Raw genomic sequence first — 15,584 nt, forward strand, 5'->3', positions numbered from 1 at the left:
TCTTCCATCAGGAGCAGACCCTGTGCCTGCGCACCCCGAATCCCACCCATCGGCACACGGGATCGTCGTCGTCATCGAAGGTGCCGCCATCGTCCGCGCACGCGCCGTTGATCACGGTGCCGCTGCACGTGGTGACCGTCGGCCCCGAGTCGTCGTCCTCCTGCGTCTCGTCTTCGTCCCCGGCATCCAGCGTCCCGTCCTCGTCGATGGCGATGTCCGAGCCGAGGCCGCCTTTGCCCCGGGCACGGTAGACGAAGCCGTCCGGCTCCCAGAAAGAGCCGTACTCCGCCGTCTTCCCAGGCGCCGGCACGTGATCGTCGATGCCGATGTAGTACCAGGCGAAACCGTGCTCCTCGTCCACGCACGGGCGGTCCCCGACCCGTACGCGCGACGGCTTCCTCACGCAGATCTGGACGGCGTCCCAATCGTCGTCGATGGCGATCTTGGAGCCGATGCCGCCCTTCGCGCCCGCTCGGTGCTCATCGCCCTCAGGACGCTTGAACGACCCGCCCCGCGCCTTGCCGCCCACCGGTGGGACGCGCTTGGAGAACGCCAGGAAATACCACCGGAATCTGGGCCGCGCGTTGTCGCACGCCCGATAGCCGGCGCGGACGCGGGTGCGCCACGCGACGCAGATCTGGATGTAGGAAGGCGGCGCCTGCTCTTCGTCCTCTTCCTCCTCTCCCTGTCCGGCGGGCGGCACCGTGTGCGCCACTCCCTGGGACGCGGCGTCGCCGGACTCCTGTGCACCGGACGCGGAGCACGCGGTCAGTGCCAGGGCGAGCGCGGCGAGGGAGCAAAGGGACCGGACATTGGAGATCAAGGAAGCCTCGATTCGCCGGGGGGAGGTGTGCTGGTCAACGAAGAGCCGCCGCGGCGGGTTCCGTCCGCGCCCGTGCGGTGAACCGGCCGGAAGTACGGTCAGGCTTGCCGCGAACGCTACTTTCGACCGATCCGGTGCCGAAACGGGGGCCGCAGAATTACGGCTCATGCCACATGAAACGCTCCCCCCGGCGCCGGAGGCCACCGGATCGGGGCACCTCCCTAGCACCATCTCCGACCGGCCGCGCATCGCCGCGCTGGACGTGCTGCGCGGGTTCGCCTTATGCGGGATTCTGCTGGCCAACGTCAAGCCGATCGCCCACATGCTCCACACCGTGCGATCCACGGAGCCCGTGGTGGTGGCGGGCCCGGACGACGCCTGGCTGGGGCTGGGGTTGTTCGTCGACCAGCGTTTCTTCCCGATCTTCTCCCTGCTGTTCGGCATCGGCTTCTCGCTGCTGCTCTCGTCCGCAGCACGAAAGGAGCCGCGTCCACGGGTGCTCCTGCTGCGCCGGCTCCTGGCGCTGCTCGCCCTCGGCCTGGCCCACATGTTCTTGCTGTGGCGGGGCGACATCCTGACCATCTACGCCGTCATCGGCCTGCTGGTGCTGCTGCCCTCGACCTGGCTGCCGCGCTGGGCGGTCGCGGGCCTCGCCGCCGTCCTCATCGTGACGCCGCTGATCTTCGGCGACAACCACGTGGCGCTGGTACCAGGGCTGTTCCTGCTCGGTTCGGCGCTGACCCGGTACGGCGTGATCGACCGCATCGAACGCTCCGCCCGCGTCCCGGCCGTGCTGGGCCTGGTCTTCGCCGCGGCGGCCGTGCCCGCCGTGTGGCTGCAGGTAGGGACGCGGGGCGACGACGCCCACTTCAACACCTGGTTCGCCCTCGCCGGGCTGCTCATCGCAGGCGTGTATGTGTGCGCCCTGCTGCTCCTGCTCAGAACGCCGCTCGCTCCGGGGCTGCGGAAGGTCTTCGCACCGCTGGGCCGGATGGCGCTGACCAACTACCTGTCCGCCACGCTCCTCGTCCTGCTGGCCGCCCGCCTCATCGGCGGCTCGCCGGACGGCTGGTCCTCGGCGAGGGTGCTCCTGATCTCCGGAGCCATCCTCGCCCTCCAGTGGCTGGTGTCGGCGCTCTGGCTGCGCCGCTATCGCCAGGGGCCGCTGGAATGGGTCTGGCGCTGGGCCACCTGGGCCCGCCGCCCACCCCTGCGCCGAGCCCTCTGACCGCCGGGGGCGGAAGGAGGGAACACGGCGATCGAGCGGGTCTGAGAGCGCGAAAAGGCACGGGCACGCAACGGCTGCGAGATTGGGAACAGGCCGGGGAACAAGTGAGGCCCAGGTGGAGGATCATGTCCTTTACCTGGGCCTTCGTGGTGAGAGCGGACGACGGGAATCGAACCCGCGTAGCCAGTTTGGAAGACTGGGGCTCTACCATTGAGCTACGTCCGCGCGAGCCGGTCGCAGTCTGGTCTAGACTTCTTCCGGTCGTCAGGACGTAAGCGTACCGGAGAATGCGAGTGCGCGAGCGACCCGATGTTCCGGGGTGTAGCGCAGCTTGGTAGCGCGCCTGCTTTGGGTGCAGGAGATCATCGGTTCAAATCCGGTCACCCCGACGTGCCCGGCTCCGGGTCCCGCCGACGCGATGGCGGGCCGGGCTCGGGCGGGCCCGCGGCGGTCATGGCGACGGCGGCCGGGGCGGCGGTCACGTTCGAGGGACGTGAAATGTTCATGGCGCGATCCGCGTGATCCGCGGCGTGCTCCCGGGGTGGACTCGAGGCCGGGCGAGACTCGCCGAGCCGCTGTGGGGTGAGGGGCGCGGGCCCGAAACGGGCCGAAATCCTGCGGGCAGCGTGCTGACCGGTGGTCAGCGATCTGCGCGAAACAGGGCCCAGACGGCCTTGCCGCCCTCCTCCAGCGTCTCCCAGCCCCACGCCTTGCTGTAGGTGTCGACGATGTACAGGCCGCGGCCGTGCTCGGAGATGAAGTCGGGCTCCCTGGGGACGGGGACCTCGTCGCTCGGATCCGACACCGCCAGCAGCACGTGCGGCGACATCCGCAGCAGCAGCAGCGTTATGGGATGGTCGTCGTACCTCCGGACGCCGTGGAGGGCGTAGCGCACGGCGTTGGTGACCAGTTCCGAGACCACGAGCGCGGCGTCCTCGCCGAGTTGCGGGCACCCCCAGTCGCGCAGGGTGTGGCGTGTCACTTCACGGGCCGTTTTCACCGAATCGGCCTGCGGAGACAGCGGGCAGGTGGTGGCGTCCTCGTGCCGGCCGGTGCGCAATAACCGTCGAAATCCCACATCAGGGGTTGCTTCGAGGCAATGGACCGCGGATACGGGCTCCAGCATCCTGCTGCTACCTCCCGCCGTCATTGTGTCTCCGCAGCCAGTGCCGTTATAGGGGTTAGTGCACCTTAAGCCCAATATGCACTAGGCCATCATGGGTCAGTATTCGGCTTGGTGCAAGACCCAAATGCACGTGCACTTGCGTCGTGCAGACGCAAGAACCGCCCGGGATGTCACCCTCGCGTCGCACTGTTGCGACCGGCGAACCCGACCCGCGGTCCAGACCTTGTCACGAGAGCCGGAAGTGGTGACACTGTGTGGGCTGGCCCGAGAAGAGAAGGAGGCCGAATGACGCCGTTCCAGCCTGGATCCGGTCCTACGGCTCTCCGTATCCTGCTGGGGTCCCAGCTTCGCCGACTTCGCGAAGGAAAGGGCATTTCGCGCGAAGAGGCGGGGCATCTGATCCGCGGTTCCGAATCCAAGATCAGCAGGATGGAGCTCGGGCGGGTCGGATTCAAGGAACGCGATGTGTCAGACCTGCTCGCCTTTTACGGGGTCGAGGAGGGGGAGGCGCGATCGGTCGTGATGGACCTCCTGCAGAGGGCGAACGAGCCTGGCTGGTGGCACCGTTTCAACGACCTCCTGCCCTCGTGGTTCCAGGCGTACGTCGGCCTTGAGGAGGCCGCGTCCCGCATCCGCACCTATGAGGTGCAGTTCGTTCCCGGCCTGCTGCAGACCAAGGAATACGCCCGTGCGGTCATCACGGCGGGCTCGGCGGGCGTCGGACCGGCCGAGATCTCGCGCCGCGTCGACCTGCGCATGGAGCGCCAGCGCATCCTCGACCGGGCCGACGGCCCGGTGTTCTGGGCCGTGATCGACGAGGCGGCGCTGCGGCGGCCGATCGGCGGGGCCGAGGTCATGCGCGGCCAGCTGGAGCACCTGCTCGAGTTGATGCGCCAGCCGAACATCACGATTCAGGTCATGCCTTTCAGCTACGGCGGGCACAGCGCCGAGGGCGGGGCCTTCAGCATTCTCCGCTTCGAAGACCACGAGCTTCCCGACGTGGTATACGTCGAGCAACTCGCGAGCGCGCTTTACCTGGACAAACGCGAGGAAGTGGACCGTTACAGCGAGGTGATGGAGCGGCTGTGCGCCGTCAGCACCACCCCTGAGGCCACGGTCGACATCCTGCAAAAGATCATCACTGAGAGATTCTGACGCCTGTCGTGACGCCGACGGTGCTCGTCTGCCCTAGACTGGCATGCGGCGCTGGACACCCGCCACGATTGAGCACGCCCCGAAAAGGTAGTGCCGGCTGGCCCGTGCACTGAGCCGCCCATGTGGGCGCGACGCGCGAGCATGTCGCGGTCGCCGTACGGCATGACGCGCCCGCGATCACCAGCAAGCTTGACCAAGGAGACCACCCCGTGAAGACCGCTGTCGAGGAGCTCAGCCCGACCCGGGTGAAGCTCACCGTCGAGGTGCCGTTCGAGGAGCTCGAGACGAGCATGCAGGCGGCGTACAAGAAGGTCGCGCAGCAGGTGCGCGTGCCCGGCTTCCGCCCCGGCAAGGTTCCCGCCCGCATCATCGAGCAGCGCTTCGGCCGCGCGGTGGTTCTGGAGGAGACGCTCAACGAGGCCCTGCCGAAGCTCTACGGCCAGGCCGTCGACGAGAGCGACGTCTTCCCGGTGAGCCAGCCGGAGATCGAGGTCACCAAGATCGACGACGGCAAGCAGGTGGAGTTCACCGCCGAGGTCGACGTCCGCCCCGCCTTCGACATCCCCGCCTACGACGGCCTCGAGGTCACCGTCCCCTCGGCCGAGGTCTCCGACGAGGACATCGACACGCAGATCGACGCCCTGCGGCAGCGTTTCGCGACGCTGACCGGCGTCGAGCGTGCCGCCGGCAACGGCGACTTCGTCGTGATGGACCTCTCCGCCACGATCGACGGCAAGAACATCGAAGAGCAGCAGGCCTCGGACGTCTCCTACGAGGTCGGCGCGGGCTCGGTCCTGCAGGGCCTCGACGACGCCCTGGTCGGCATGACCGCCGACGACGAGAAGACCTTCACCACGACCCTCGTGGGCGGCGAGAACGCCGGCGAGGAGGCCGAGGTCACCATCAAGATCAAGAGTGTCAAGGAGAAGGTCCTCCCTGAGCTCGACGACGAGTTCGCGGGCCTCGCCAGCGAGTTCGACACGCTGGAGGAGCTGCGCGAGAGCATCCGCGCGCAGGCCCGCCGCAACAAGCTGGTCGACCAGGTCGTGCAGGCCCGTGAGAACGCCGTCACGGCCCTCCTGGACCAGATCGACATCCCGCTGCCCGACAGCGCGCTGAAGGCCGAGCTGGACGCCCGCAAGCACAACCTCGAGCACCAGATCGGCGAGAGCGGCCTCAGCCGCGAGGCGTTCTTCCGGCTGTACCAGACCACCGAGGAAGAGCGCTTCGCCGAGTTCGACGAGAACTCCCAGAAGGCCATCAAGACGGGCTTCATGCTCGACAAGATCGTCAAGAGCGAGGACATCGGGGTGAGCGAGGAGGAGCTGACCAACTTCGTCGTCCGCCGCGCCATGCAGCTCGGCGTCGCCCCGAACACCCTGGCCCAGCACCTCGCCGACAACGACCAGCTCACGCTGGCCATGGTCGAGATCGTCCGTGACAAGGCCAAGACCGTCATCGGCGACGCCGTCAAGGTGGTCGACGAGGCCGGCAACGAGGTCGACCTCAAGGCCATCTACGCCGAGCTCAACGAGGGCCAGGAGGACGCCGAGGGCGTCTCCGCCGCGGACGCCCAGCCGGCCGAGTGATCCGGCGTCCGCCGGCCCATCGGCCGGCGGCGCCGCACGATCGTCCCGATGCCCCCACCGCTTCGCGCGGCGGGGGCATCGTCGTCTCCGGGCACCGCTTCGCCGCGTCCCGGAAACGACGACGCCCCCGACCGGTATCCCGTCCCGCCGTCGCGCACGTTCGCATTCACAGTCGTTCGTACGTGCACGGCCTTTAACAACCATCGGGGTGATACTTGGCCGAACTCGGGCAACTCACGACCATGAGACGGGTAATCGGATGATCGAGGAATACCTCATCGTCGCCGTGGTCGTCGCGGTGATCATGCTGGTGGGACGCGGACTGGGACAGGGCTTCGGGATACCCGTGGCGATCCCGCTCGTCCTGCTCGGACTGGCCGCGAGCTTCGTGCCGGGCATGTCCAAGGCGGTGGTGTCCCCCGACGTCATCCTCGCCCTCTACCTGCCACCGCTGGTGTACCGCGCGGCGTTCCTGACGGCGCCGCGCGAGTCCAAGGAGGACGCCGTCCCGATCTCGGTGATGGCCTTCGGCCTCACCTGCGTGACGGCGCTCGCCGTCATGACCGCCGTCCACCTGGCCGTGCCGGAGGTGGGATGGCCGGTGGCGCTGGCGCTCGGCGCCGCGGTCGCCCCCACCGACCCCGTGGCGGCGACCTCCATCATGAAGCGCCTCGGCGCCCCCAGCCGCCTGGTGACCATCTTGGAGGGGGAGAGCCTGGTCAACGACGCCGTGGCCCTCACCTTGTTCGGCCTCGCCCTCACCGCGATCGCCGAGCCGGTCACCCTCGCCGACGGCGGCCTGCTGCTGGCGCGCGTCGTCGCGGGCGGCATGCTCTACGGCCTGGCGCTCGGCTGGGCCATGGCGAGACTCCGCGGCCGGATCAAGGACGGCGGCGCGCAGATCGTCCTTTCGCTGGTCACCCCGTTCGTCGCCTACCTCCCCGCCGAGCACTTCGGCTTCTCCGGGGTGCTCGCCACCATCACCGCGGGCTTCTACCTGGGCACCAGGGGGCAAGGGCTCCTGCAGCCCTCCTTCCGGGTCACCGGGAACGCGTTCTGGGAGGTTTTGGTCCTGCTCCTGGAGTCCAGCCTGTTCGTCCTGCTCGGGCTGGAGATCCGCCAGGTGCTGTCCGGGGTCGCCGACTACTCCTTCGCCACGCTCGCCGGGACAGCGGCGCTCGTCCTCGCCGTGGTCGCGCTGCTGCGGATGGCGTGGACCATGCTTGTCTTCCCGCTCGCCAAGTGGCTGCCCGGCCGGCATCTGTCCTTCGACCGCATCGGCACGGGGCAGCGCCTGGTGATGGGGTGGGCCGGAATGCGCGGGGCGATAACGCTCGCCGTGGCCCTGTCCATCCCGCTCACGGTGCCGAGCCGGCCGCTGCTCATCTTCCTCGCCGCGGTGGTGATACTCGCCACGCTCATGGGCCAGGCCACCACGCTGGCCCCGCTGCTGCGCCGCCTTGGGCTCGGCGAGTCGGACGAGACCGTCGTGGAGGAGGCGCAGGCGCGGCAGTCCACCATGGAGGCCGCACTGGCCAAACTGGACGAGCTGGCCGCCGGCGACCAGATCGACGAGCGCACCGCCGAGGTGTTCCGCCAGCTCCTTGAGCTGCGTCTGGACAAAGTGCGTGCGATACTCGATGAGGACGAAGGGGAGGACGGCGATGAGACCTCGCCCGACTCCGGCACCCGCTGGTTGCGCAAGCAACTCGCCCACACCCAGCGGGAGAAATTGGACGATCTTTACTCCAAGGGCAAGATCAGCGCCGCGACACAACGGCATCTCGTCCACGAGCTCGATCTCGAGGATCGCCGCCGCGCCTCGGGGTCGCACTGACCTCCCGGTACCTGCGCCGACAGCGAACAGTGTCGAGACCGGGACTGACCGGTCGGCGCCGCGCGTTAAGGTCACAAGCAAAGCCCATCTATTACGACGCATCGGAAGGTGACGCTGTGACCAGCCCGCCGACCTCTAACCAGCCCACGAGCTTTGGGCCGGAGTCGCGTGGCCGTGAGAACGGCTCGTTCCGCCTTGAGGATCAGCTATACAACCGTCTGCTGCGTGAGCGCATAGTGGTGCTCGGCACCCAGGTGGACGACGAGGTCGCCAACCGCATCTGCGCTGAACTGCTCCTCCTTGCCGCCGACGACCCTGACCGCGACATCTGGCTGTACATCAACTCGCCTGGTGGTTCGGTCACGGCCGGCATGGCGATCTACGACATGATGGAGTACGTGCCGAACGACGTCTGCACCGTCGCCATGGGTCTGGCCGCCTCGATGGGGCAGTTCCTGCTGTGCGCCGGCGAGACGGGCAAGCGGTACGCGCTGCCGCACGCGCGCATCATGATGCACCAGCCTTCCGGCGGCATCGGCGGCACGGCCGCCGACATCGCGATCCAGGCCGAGCAGATGCTCTACGTCAAGAAGACCCTTGCCGAGCGCATCGCCCACCACACCGGCCAGCCGCTCGACCAGATCGAGAGAGACTCCGATCGCGACCGCTGGTTCACCGCCGAGGAGGCCAGGGACTACGGCTTCATCGACCACGTCGTGCGCAGCGCGCGGCAGGTGCCCTCTGAGGGCGCCGTCTCCTGAAGGGGCAATTCGTGAGTGATCTGATCCGGCCGGGAGACATCAACGGCCGCTACATCATCCCCTCGTTCGTCGAGCGCACGACGTACGGCGTCAAGGAGATGAACCCGTACAACAAGCTGTTCGAAGATCGCATCATCTTCCTCGGGGTGCAGATCGACGACGCGTCGGCCAACGACGTGATGGCCCAGTTGCTGACGCTCGAGTCGCTCGATCCCGACCGCGACATCAGCATCTACATCAACTCGCCGGGCGGGTCGTTCACCGCGATGACCGCGATCTACGACACGATGCAGTTCGTCCGCCCCGAGATCCAGACCGTCTGCCTGGGCCAGGCGGCCTCGGCCGCGGCGGTGCTGCTCTCGGGCGGCACGCCGGGCAAGCGCTTCGCCCTGCCGAACGCCCGTGTCCTGATCCACCAGCCGTCCACCGAGGGTGGCGGCCAGGGCAGCGACATCGAGATCCAGGCCCGCGAGATCCTTCGTATGCGATCACTGCTGGAGACGATCGTCGCCCGGCACTCGGGCAAGACGCCGGAGGAGGTCCGTCGCGACATCGAGCGCGACAAGATCCTCAACGCCGACGAGGCCAAGGCGTACGGCCTGATCGACGACATCATCCCCTCACGGAAGAAGCGCGCTCAAGCCGTGGCTTCCTGAGGACGCGGATCGCACCGGAACGGTGCCCAATTGGGCACGTTCCGGTGCGACTCACCGCTAGGGGGCGCACTGTGGGCCCAGAAGACGGTAACGTCGAAACCTGAGCGGGATGACTTTTCGGACCGAGTCCGCAAGATTCGGATCGCGGAGCAGGCGGTCCCACGCAAAGGAGTATCTGGGGTGGCACGCATCGGCGACGGCGGAGACCTGCTGAAGTGCTCGTTCTGCGGGAAGAGCCAGAAGCAAGTCAAGAAGCTCATCGCCGGACCAGGCGTCTACATCTGCGATGAGTGCATCGATCTCTGCAACGAGATCATCGAGGAGGAACTCTCCGAGTCCTCCGAACTCAAGTGGGACAGTCTGCCCAAACCGAGAGAGATCTACGAGTTCCTCGACGCCTACGTCATCGGACAGGACAAGGCGAAGAAGGCCCTCTCGGTAGCGGTGTACAACCACTACAAGCGGGTGCAGTCCGGCGAACGCGGCCGAGACGATGGTCTGGAGCTTTCCAAATCCAACATCCTCTTGCTCGGCCCGACCGGCTCGGGCAAGACCCTCCTCGCGCAGACGCTCGCGAAGATGCTGAACGTTCCGTTCGCCATCGCGGACGCCACGGCGCTCACCGAAGCCGGCTATGTCGGCGAGGATGTCGAGAACATCCTGCTCAAGCTCATCCAGGCCGCGGACTACGACGTCAAGAAGGCCGAGACGGGCATCATCTACATCGACGAGGTCGACAAGATAGCCCGCAAGAGCGAGAACCCCTCGATCACCCGCGACGTCTCGGGCGAGGGCGTGCAGCAGGCTCTGCTGAAGATCCTCGAGGGCACGACCGCGAGCGTGCCGCCACAGGGCGGCCGCAAGCACCCGCACCAGGAGTTCATCCAGATCGACACCACGAATGTGCTGTTCATCTGTGGCGGCGCCTTCGCCGGACTCGAAAAGATCATCGAGTCGCGCATCGGCAAGAAGGGCATCGGCTTCAACGCCATCATCCACTCCAAGGATGACATCGACGCCTCTGACATCTTCGCCGACGTCATGCCCGAGGACCTGTTGAAGTTCGGCATGATCCCCGAGTTCGTCGGCCGGCTGCCGGTGATCACCAGCGTGCACAACCTCGACCGCGAGGCGCTCATCCAGATCCTCACCGAGCCGAGGAACGCCCTGGTCAAGCAGTACCGCCGGCTGTTCGAGCTCGACAACGTCGAGCTCGAGTTCACCGACGACGCGCTCGAGGCCATCGCCGACCAGGCGATCCTGCGGGGCACCGGCGCTCGTGGCCTGCGCGCGATCATGGAAGAGGTCCTGCTGTCGGTGATGTACGAGGTGCCGTCCCGCCAGGACGTCGCCCGCGTCGTCATCACCCGTGAGTCGGTCCTGGAGCACGTGAACCCGACTCTGGTGCCCCGCGACCAGCTCAGCGCCAAGCAGCAGCGCACTCCCAGAGAGAAGTCCGCCTGACCGGGCCGCCGACCGCTTTCCCGGTTTCCGGCATGCGCGGGGCGTGGCGCCATCGCGAAGCGGCCATCCGGCCGCTCGCGATCGGGCCGCGCCCCGGCGGCCGTTCACGGGTGCGTCCCGGCCGTCCTTCGCGGGTGAGCAGCCACCGCCGTGCGCCGATGACCGATCATCGCCATGCGCCCCGCCGCGCGGGCCTAGTCTCCGCCCCGCGGGCCGCGGGGTTTCGCGGGCGTTAACGCCTCAGGCGGTCGCCCCCGCCGTCGCCCGCCCGTCTCCGGACGCGGCTCCGCGCCCTCATGGAGGTGGAACCGCGGTTTTCGATGCCGGTGCGCACGGTCACGTCACGCTGCGATATCTCACCGATGTTACGTAACGTAACGAGACCGCACTTTCAGTCGTACCTAAGATGGCTTTTCGGTGACCGGGGCCGTATACCCGATTACGGGCACGGCGTGAGGCGACGCGGGCGAGCCGCAGCCATCCCTACAATTGGTGACTGTGACAACGCCTGAGCTGCCTACCCAGTACGCACCCGCCGACGTCGAGACCCCGAGCTATGAGCGCTGGGTCGCCGAAGGTCACTTCACGGCGGATGTAGGCAGCGGGCGAGAGCCGTACAGCATCGTGCTGCCTCCGCCCAACGTGACCGGGGTCCTGCACATCGGCCACGCCCTCGACCACTCCATCCAGGACGCCCTGAGCAGGCGGGCCCGCATGAGCGGCCACGAGACGCTCTGGCTGCCCGGCATGGACCACGCCGGCATCGCCACCCAGAACGTCGTCGAGCGCGAGCTGGCCAAGCAGGGTCTCTCCCGGCACGACCTCGGCCGCGAGGCGTTCGTCGAGCGCGTCTGGCAGTGGAAGGAAGAGTCCGGCGGGCGCATCCTCGGCCAGATGAAGAAGCTCGGCGACAGCGTCGACTGGACGCGCGAGCGCTTCACCATGGACGAAGGTCTCTCCCGAGCAGTCCAGACGATCTTCAAGCGGCTGTACGACGACGGGCTCATCTACCGCGCCGAGCGCATCATCAACTGGTGCCCGCGCTGCCTCACCGCCCTGTCCGACATCGAGGTCGACCACAGCGACGACGACGGCGAGCTCGTCAGCATCCGCTACGGCGAGGGCGAGAACGCGATCGTGGTCGCCACCACCCGCGCCGAGACGATGCTCGGAGACACGGCCGTCGCCGTCCACCCCGCCGACGAGCGCTACGCCCACCTTGTCGGCACCTCGGTGGAGGTGCCGCTCACCGGGCGGCTGATCCCGATCGTCGCCGACGAGCACGTCGACCCGGCGTTCGGCACGGGCGCCGTCAAGGTCACCCCGGCGCACGACCCCAACGACTTCGAGATCGGGCGGCGCCACGGGCTGCCGTCCCTCACGATCATGGACGAGCGCGGCGTCATCACCGCGCACGGCCCCTTCCAGGGGCTCGACCGGTTCGAGGCCAGGCCCGCCGTCGTCGCGGCGCTGCGCGCCGAGGGCCGCGTCGTCGCGGAGAAACGCCCCTACGTCCACGCCGTCGGCCACTGCTCGCGCTGTAAGACCGTGGTGGAGCCCAGGCTCTCCCTTCAGTGGTTCGTCAACGTCCAGCCGCTCGCCAAGGCCGCCGGCGACGCCGTCCGTGACGGCCGCACCCGCATCCACCCGCCCGAGCTCGCCAAGCGCTACTTCGACTGGGTCGACGACATGCACGACTGGTGCATCTCCCGCCAGCTGTGGTGGGGGCACCGCATCCCGGTGTGGTACGGCCCGGAGGGTGAGGTCGTCTGCGTGGGTCCGGACGAGGAGCCCCCGGCCGGCTACGTCCAAGATTCCGACGTGCTCGACACCTGGTTCTCCTCGGGCCTGTGGCCGATCTCCACTCTCGGCTGGCCCGACCGCACGGCCGATCTCGAGCGCTTCTACCCGACCACCGTGCTGGTCACCGGGTACGACATCCTGTTCTTCTGGGTCGCCCGGATGATGATGTTCGGGCTGTACGCCATGGACGGCACGCCGCCCTTCCGCACGGTCGCCCTGCACGGCATCGTGCGCGACCAGTACGGCAAGAAGATGTCCAAGTCGTCCGGTAACGTCATCGACCCGCTCGACTGGGTCTCCCGGTACGGCGCGGACGCGACCCGCTTCACCCTGCTACGCGGAGCCGGCCCCGGCTCGGACGTCGCCATCAGCGAAGACTGGGCGGCGGGCTCGCGCAACTTCTGCAACAAGATCTGGAACGCCACCAGGTTCGCGCTGCTGAACGGGGCGACCGTCTCCGGGGCGCTGCCTGCGCCGCATGAGTTGACCGTCGCCGACCGGTGGGTGCTGTCCCGGCTGCAGTCGGTCGTCGGAGCAGTGGACGCCGGGTACGAGGACTTCGAGTTCGCCAAGATCTCCGATCAGCTCTACCACTTCGCGTGGGACGAGGTCTGCGACTGGTACGTGGAGCTGGCCAAGATCCAGATCGCGTCGGGCGGCGAGGTCGCCGAACGCACCCGGCTCGTGCTCGGCCACGTGTTCGACGCGCTGCTCCGGCTGCTGCACCCGCTCGTCCCGTTCGTGACCGAGGAGCTCTGGCGGGCGCTGACCGCCGGCCCCTCGATCATGAAGGCCTCCTGGCCGGTGGTCGCCGGCGAGTACGCCGACCGGCCGGCCGAGGAGGAGATCCTCGCCCTCCAAGAGCTCATCACCGAGGTTCGCCGTTTCCGTTCCGACCAGGGCCTGAAGCCCGGGCAGCGGGTCGCGGCCCGGCTCGCGCTCGCCGGCACGGCGCTCGCCTCGCACGAGCCGGCGATCCGCAGCCTGCTGAGGCTGGACGACCCGTCAGAGTCGTTCACGCCCACGGCGCGGCTCGCGGTCGGCTCGGTTTCGATCGAAATCGACACGGCGGGGGCCATCGACGTCGCCGCCGAGCGCAGGCGCATGGAGAAGGATCTCGCCGCGGCTCGCAAGGAGGCGGCCCAGGTCGTCGCGAAGCTCGGCAACGAGCAGTTCATGTCCAAGGCGCCCGATGACGTCGTCGCCAAGGTGCGCGCCCGCGCCACCCAGGCCGACGTCGACATCGCCCGTCTGGAGGCTCAGCTCGCCGCTCTGCCGGCGAGCTGAGGCACCGGCGGCCGCGGGGACGGGGGCCTCAGCGCAGAAAGCCCATGACAGTGGTGACCGCCTCGGAGAAGGTGGACACGCGGGCCGTTCCGGGAGGCACCTCCTCCGCCCAGCCGGGGCCGCCCACGACCAGGCGGCTCGCCGGTCGCAGCCGGGGCAGGGCGCCGAGCGGCACGGTGTCTCCGGTCTCGCGGCGCTGCGACCAGAGGAAGACGACGGAGGGCCCGAGCCGCCGCATGGCCGCCGCCAGCGCGGCGTACGGCGTGCGAGGGCCCAGCACCCGCGTCTCGACGGCCCGTTCGCTCAACGCCGCGGCCAGCGCGTACACGGGCAGGCCGTGCTGCTCGTCCGCGGCGCACGCGAGCAGGACCGGGCGCGGCCGTGCCGGAGCCGGCGCCCGCCGGGCGTGGACGGCCAGCGCGTCCAGCAGGCGGTGGGAGAAGAGGTGCTCGATCTCCACGCCCTCACCCGTCTCCGTCTGCTTGCGGACGATGATGGCGAACGCCGGCCGCACGAGCCGCTCCCAGGTCCAGACGACCCCCTGGCGCCGCAGCGCCGCCTCCAGCCCGCCGCCCACGGTGGGGCCGTCCAGCGACAGTGCGGCCCTGGCCAGCATCGCGGCGGACGGGAGACCGTTCCGTGCGCTCCCCTTCAGGACCGCCGGCCCGGTCGGCCCATCGCCCGGCGGGCCGCCCCCGTCGGCATCCTCCCGACCCTCCGGCCCTGTGCCGGGACGGCCGTCCGCCTCCACACCCGCCCGGCTGCCCGGTTCGCCGGACGAGGTGCCGTCCGCTGCCGCTGCGGGCCGCACGACGGGGGCCAGGGGGGCCTCAGGGCCCGCCGGCGGCCGGGGACGCAGCGCCTGCCGGGCGGCGTCCGCCGGAGCCACACCGGCGTGGATGAGCCGGTTCATCTCCTCCAGGCGACGCAGATCGGCGTCGTCGTAACGTCTGTGCCCGCCCGGGCTGCGCCGACTGGGACCGATGCCGTACCGCATGTTCCAGGTGCGCAGAGTGGGGACGGGCACGCCGATCCGCTTGGCGACGGCGCCGATGCCGTAGCCGGGCTCGTCCAGGGGCAACGGACCGTCGTCGCCCTGCGCCACGCCGTCGTATCCCACCGGCGCCTCCACCGTCCGTCGACGTTCCTGTGCATTCGCCGGCCTGCCCGCCCGGCCTGCCTGGCCTTCCCGCGTGGCCTCACTCGTTCCACTGACCCGCCGGCCCTGCCCGTCGGCTTCCCCGCGATCCGCTCACGAGCCGAGTGTGTGACCAGTGGATGCTCATGTCTTGTACCGCTTCGCGAGCATGTCCGGCATGGAGGTCGAGTGTCTCCTATGCGTTGTACATAGTCATTCGATCGAGTCCGCCGCTTCAGATGCATGGAGCCGCCGCGATTTGACGGACCTCCCGACGCCGCTTAATGTTCTGTCTCGCCCCAGGGAACGGCGGGTCGCCGCACAGGCGCCTGGCTCCCGGGGACCCTCTACGACACCCTCGGGTCCGGCGTTGCAACGACGGACCCGGCGTCGCAGTGCTGCCCAGCGAAGCTTTCCGAGCCCTTGACCGGCCCGGTTGACCTCGCCAGAGCGGTAGGGTAAGTTAGAGGGGTTGCCCTGGAAACGGGGCGGCCTGAATGCTAGATGGTTCGGGTGGTTGGAAGTCAAGTGCGGGTAACACCGCGATTTGGCTCTGATCGACCGGGTCGGCTAGAATTAAGGCAGACGAAATGAACGCCCCGGACCGGGGTCGGGCTCCTGGTGGGTCTGGTTTCCGGCTGGTGTACGCGTCCGTTTCTTGAGAACTCAACAGTGTGTTAAAAGCCAGTGCATGAATATGCATTACTCCCGTCTTCC

Annotated in this window: 11 protein-coding genes and 2 tRNA genes; 9 read left to right on the plus strand and 4 right to left on the minus strand. The window is 68.5% G+C overall.

Features of this window, described 5'->3' with window-relative positions; genetic code table 11:
* Nucleotides 1-7 precede the first annotated feature (7 nt).
* Nucleotides 8-823, minus strand: a complete 816-nt coding sequence (locus ACFO60_RS25320; RefSeq protein WP_380844179.1) for a hypothetical protein — start codon at nucleotides 821-823, stop codon at nucleotides 8-10.
* 166 nt (nucleotides 824-989) lie between these two features.
* Between ACFO60_RS25320 and ACFO60_RS25325 the strand changes: the two genes are divergently transcribed.
* Complete coding sequence (locus ACFO60_RS25325; RefSeq protein ID WP_380844181.1) at nucleotides 990-2,051, plus strand: DUF418 domain-containing protein; 1,062 nt, start codon at nucleotides 990-992, stop codon at nucleotides 2,049-2,051.
* A 154-nt stretch (nucleotides 2,052-2,205) separates the two neighbouring features.
* Here ACFO60_RS25325 and ACFO60_RS25330 read toward each other — a convergent pair.
* A tRNA-Gly gene (locus ACFO60_RS25330) sits at nucleotides 2,206-2,276 on the minus strand.
* Nucleotides 2,277-2,366: 90 nt separating this feature from the next.
* Here ACFO60_RS25330 and ACFO60_RS25335 point away from each other — a divergent pair.
* A tRNA-Pro gene (locus ACFO60_RS25335) sits at nucleotides 2,367-2,440 on the plus strand.
* A 251-nt stretch (nucleotides 2,441-2,691) separates the two neighbouring features.
* On the opposite strand, the gene ACFO60_RS25340 is transcribed toward ACFO60_RS25335, so the two are convergent.
* Nucleotides 2,692-3,201 carry an ATP-binding protein gene (locus tag ACFO60_RS25340; protein ID WP_380844183.1) on the minus strand — a complete coding sequence of 170 codons (510 nt, stop codon included), beginning with the start codon at nucleotides 3,199-3,201 and terminating at the stop codon, nucleotides 2,692-2,694.
* Between the two features lie 261 nt (nucleotides 3,202-3,462).
* Between ACFO60_RS25340 and ACFO60_RS25345 the strand changes: the two genes are divergently transcribed.
* The 7 genes from ACFO60_RS25345 to ACFO60_RS25375 all read left to right on the plus strand — a co-directional run bounded on the left by ACFO60_RS25345 (nucleotide 3,463) and on the right by ACFO60_RS25375 (nucleotide 13,729).
* Entirely contained in the window at nucleotides 3,463-4,332 is an 870-nt protein-coding gene (locus ACFO60_RS25345; RefSeq protein WP_380844185.1) for a helix-turn-helix domain-containing protein, read from the plus strand.
* 209 nt (nucleotides 4,333-4,541) lie between these two features.
* Nucleotides 4,542-5,921, plus strand: a complete 1,380-nt coding sequence (tig, locus tag ACFO60_RS25350; RefSeq protein ID WP_380844187.1) for a trigger factor — start codon at nucleotides 4,542-4,544, stop codon at nucleotides 5,919-5,921.
* A 259-nt stretch (nucleotides 5,922-6,180) separates the two neighbouring features.
* Complete coding sequence (locus tag ACFO60_RS25355) at nucleotides 6,181-7,758, plus strand: Na+/H+ antiporter (protein WP_380844189.1); 1,578 nt, start codon at nucleotides 6,181-6,183, stop codon at nucleotides 7,756-7,758.
* A 116-nt stretch (nucleotides 7,759-7,874) separates the two neighbouring features.
* Entirely contained in the window at nucleotides 7,875-8,519 is a 645-nt protein-coding gene (locus ACFO60_RS25360) for a ClpP family protease (RefSeq protein WP_380844191.1), read from the plus strand.
* Nucleotides 8,520-8,530: 11 nt separating this feature from the next.
* Nucleotides 8,531-9,175 (plus strand): ATP-dependent Clp protease proteolytic subunit, encoded by a 645-nt coding sequence (locus tag ACFO60_RS25365; protein ID WP_380844193.1) that lies wholly within the window; start codon nucleotides 8,531-8,533, stop codon nucleotides 9,173-9,175.
* A gap of 180 nt (nucleotides 9,176-9,355) precedes the next feature.
* Nucleotides 9,356-10,639, plus strand: coding sequence for an ATP-dependent Clp protease ATP-binding subunit ClpX (gene clpX / locus ACFO60_RS25370; protein WP_380844195.1), 1,284 nt, complete (start codon nucleotides 9,356-9,358; stop codon nucleotides 10,637-10,639).
* A 489-nt stretch (nucleotides 10,640-11,128) separates the two neighbouring features.
* The gene (locus ACFO60_RS25375; protein ID WP_380844197.1) at nucleotides 11,129-13,729 is read left to right on the plus strand and encodes a valine--tRNA ligase; all 2,601 of its coding nucleotides are present in this window, start codon (nucleotides 11,129-11,131) and stop codon (nucleotides 13,727-13,729) included.
* Between the two features lie 28 nt (nucleotides 13,730-13,757).
* Here the strand turns inward: ACFO60_RS25375 and ACFO60_RS25380 are convergent, their stop codons facing one another.
* Entirely contained in the window at nucleotides 13,758-14,849 is a 1,092-nt protein-coding gene (locus tag ACFO60_RS25380; RefSeq protein ID WP_380844199.1) for a MerR family transcriptional regulator, read from the minus strand.
* Nucleotides 14,850-15,584: the final 735 nt, after the last annotated feature.

It is taken from the genome of Sphaerisporangium dianthi (assembly GCF_042654065.1).
In the GTDB taxonomy this organism is placed as follows: Bacteria; Actinomycetota; Actinomycetes; order Streptosporangiales; family Streptosporangiaceae; genus Sphaerisporangium; species Sphaerisporangium dianthi.

Excerpts from the sequence above, each read along its gene's own strand:
- ACFO60_RS25325 (WP_380844181.1), top strand. The coding sequence starts at position 990 with ATGCCACATGAAACGCTCCCCCCGGCGCCGGAGGCCACCGGATCGGGG.
- ACFO60_RS25340 (WP_380844183.1), bottom strand. The coding sequence starts at position 3,201 with ATGACGGCGGGAGGTAGCAGCAGGATGCTGGAGCCCGTATCCGCGGTC.
- ACFO60_RS25345 (WP_380844185.1), top strand. The coding sequence starts at position 3,463 with ATGACGCCGTTCCAGCCTGGATCCGGTCCTACGGCTCTCCGTATCCTG.
- ACFO60_RS25355 (WP_380844189.1), top strand. The coding sequence starts at position 6,181 with ATGATCGAGGAATACCTCATCGTCGCCGTGGTCGTCGCGGTGATCATG.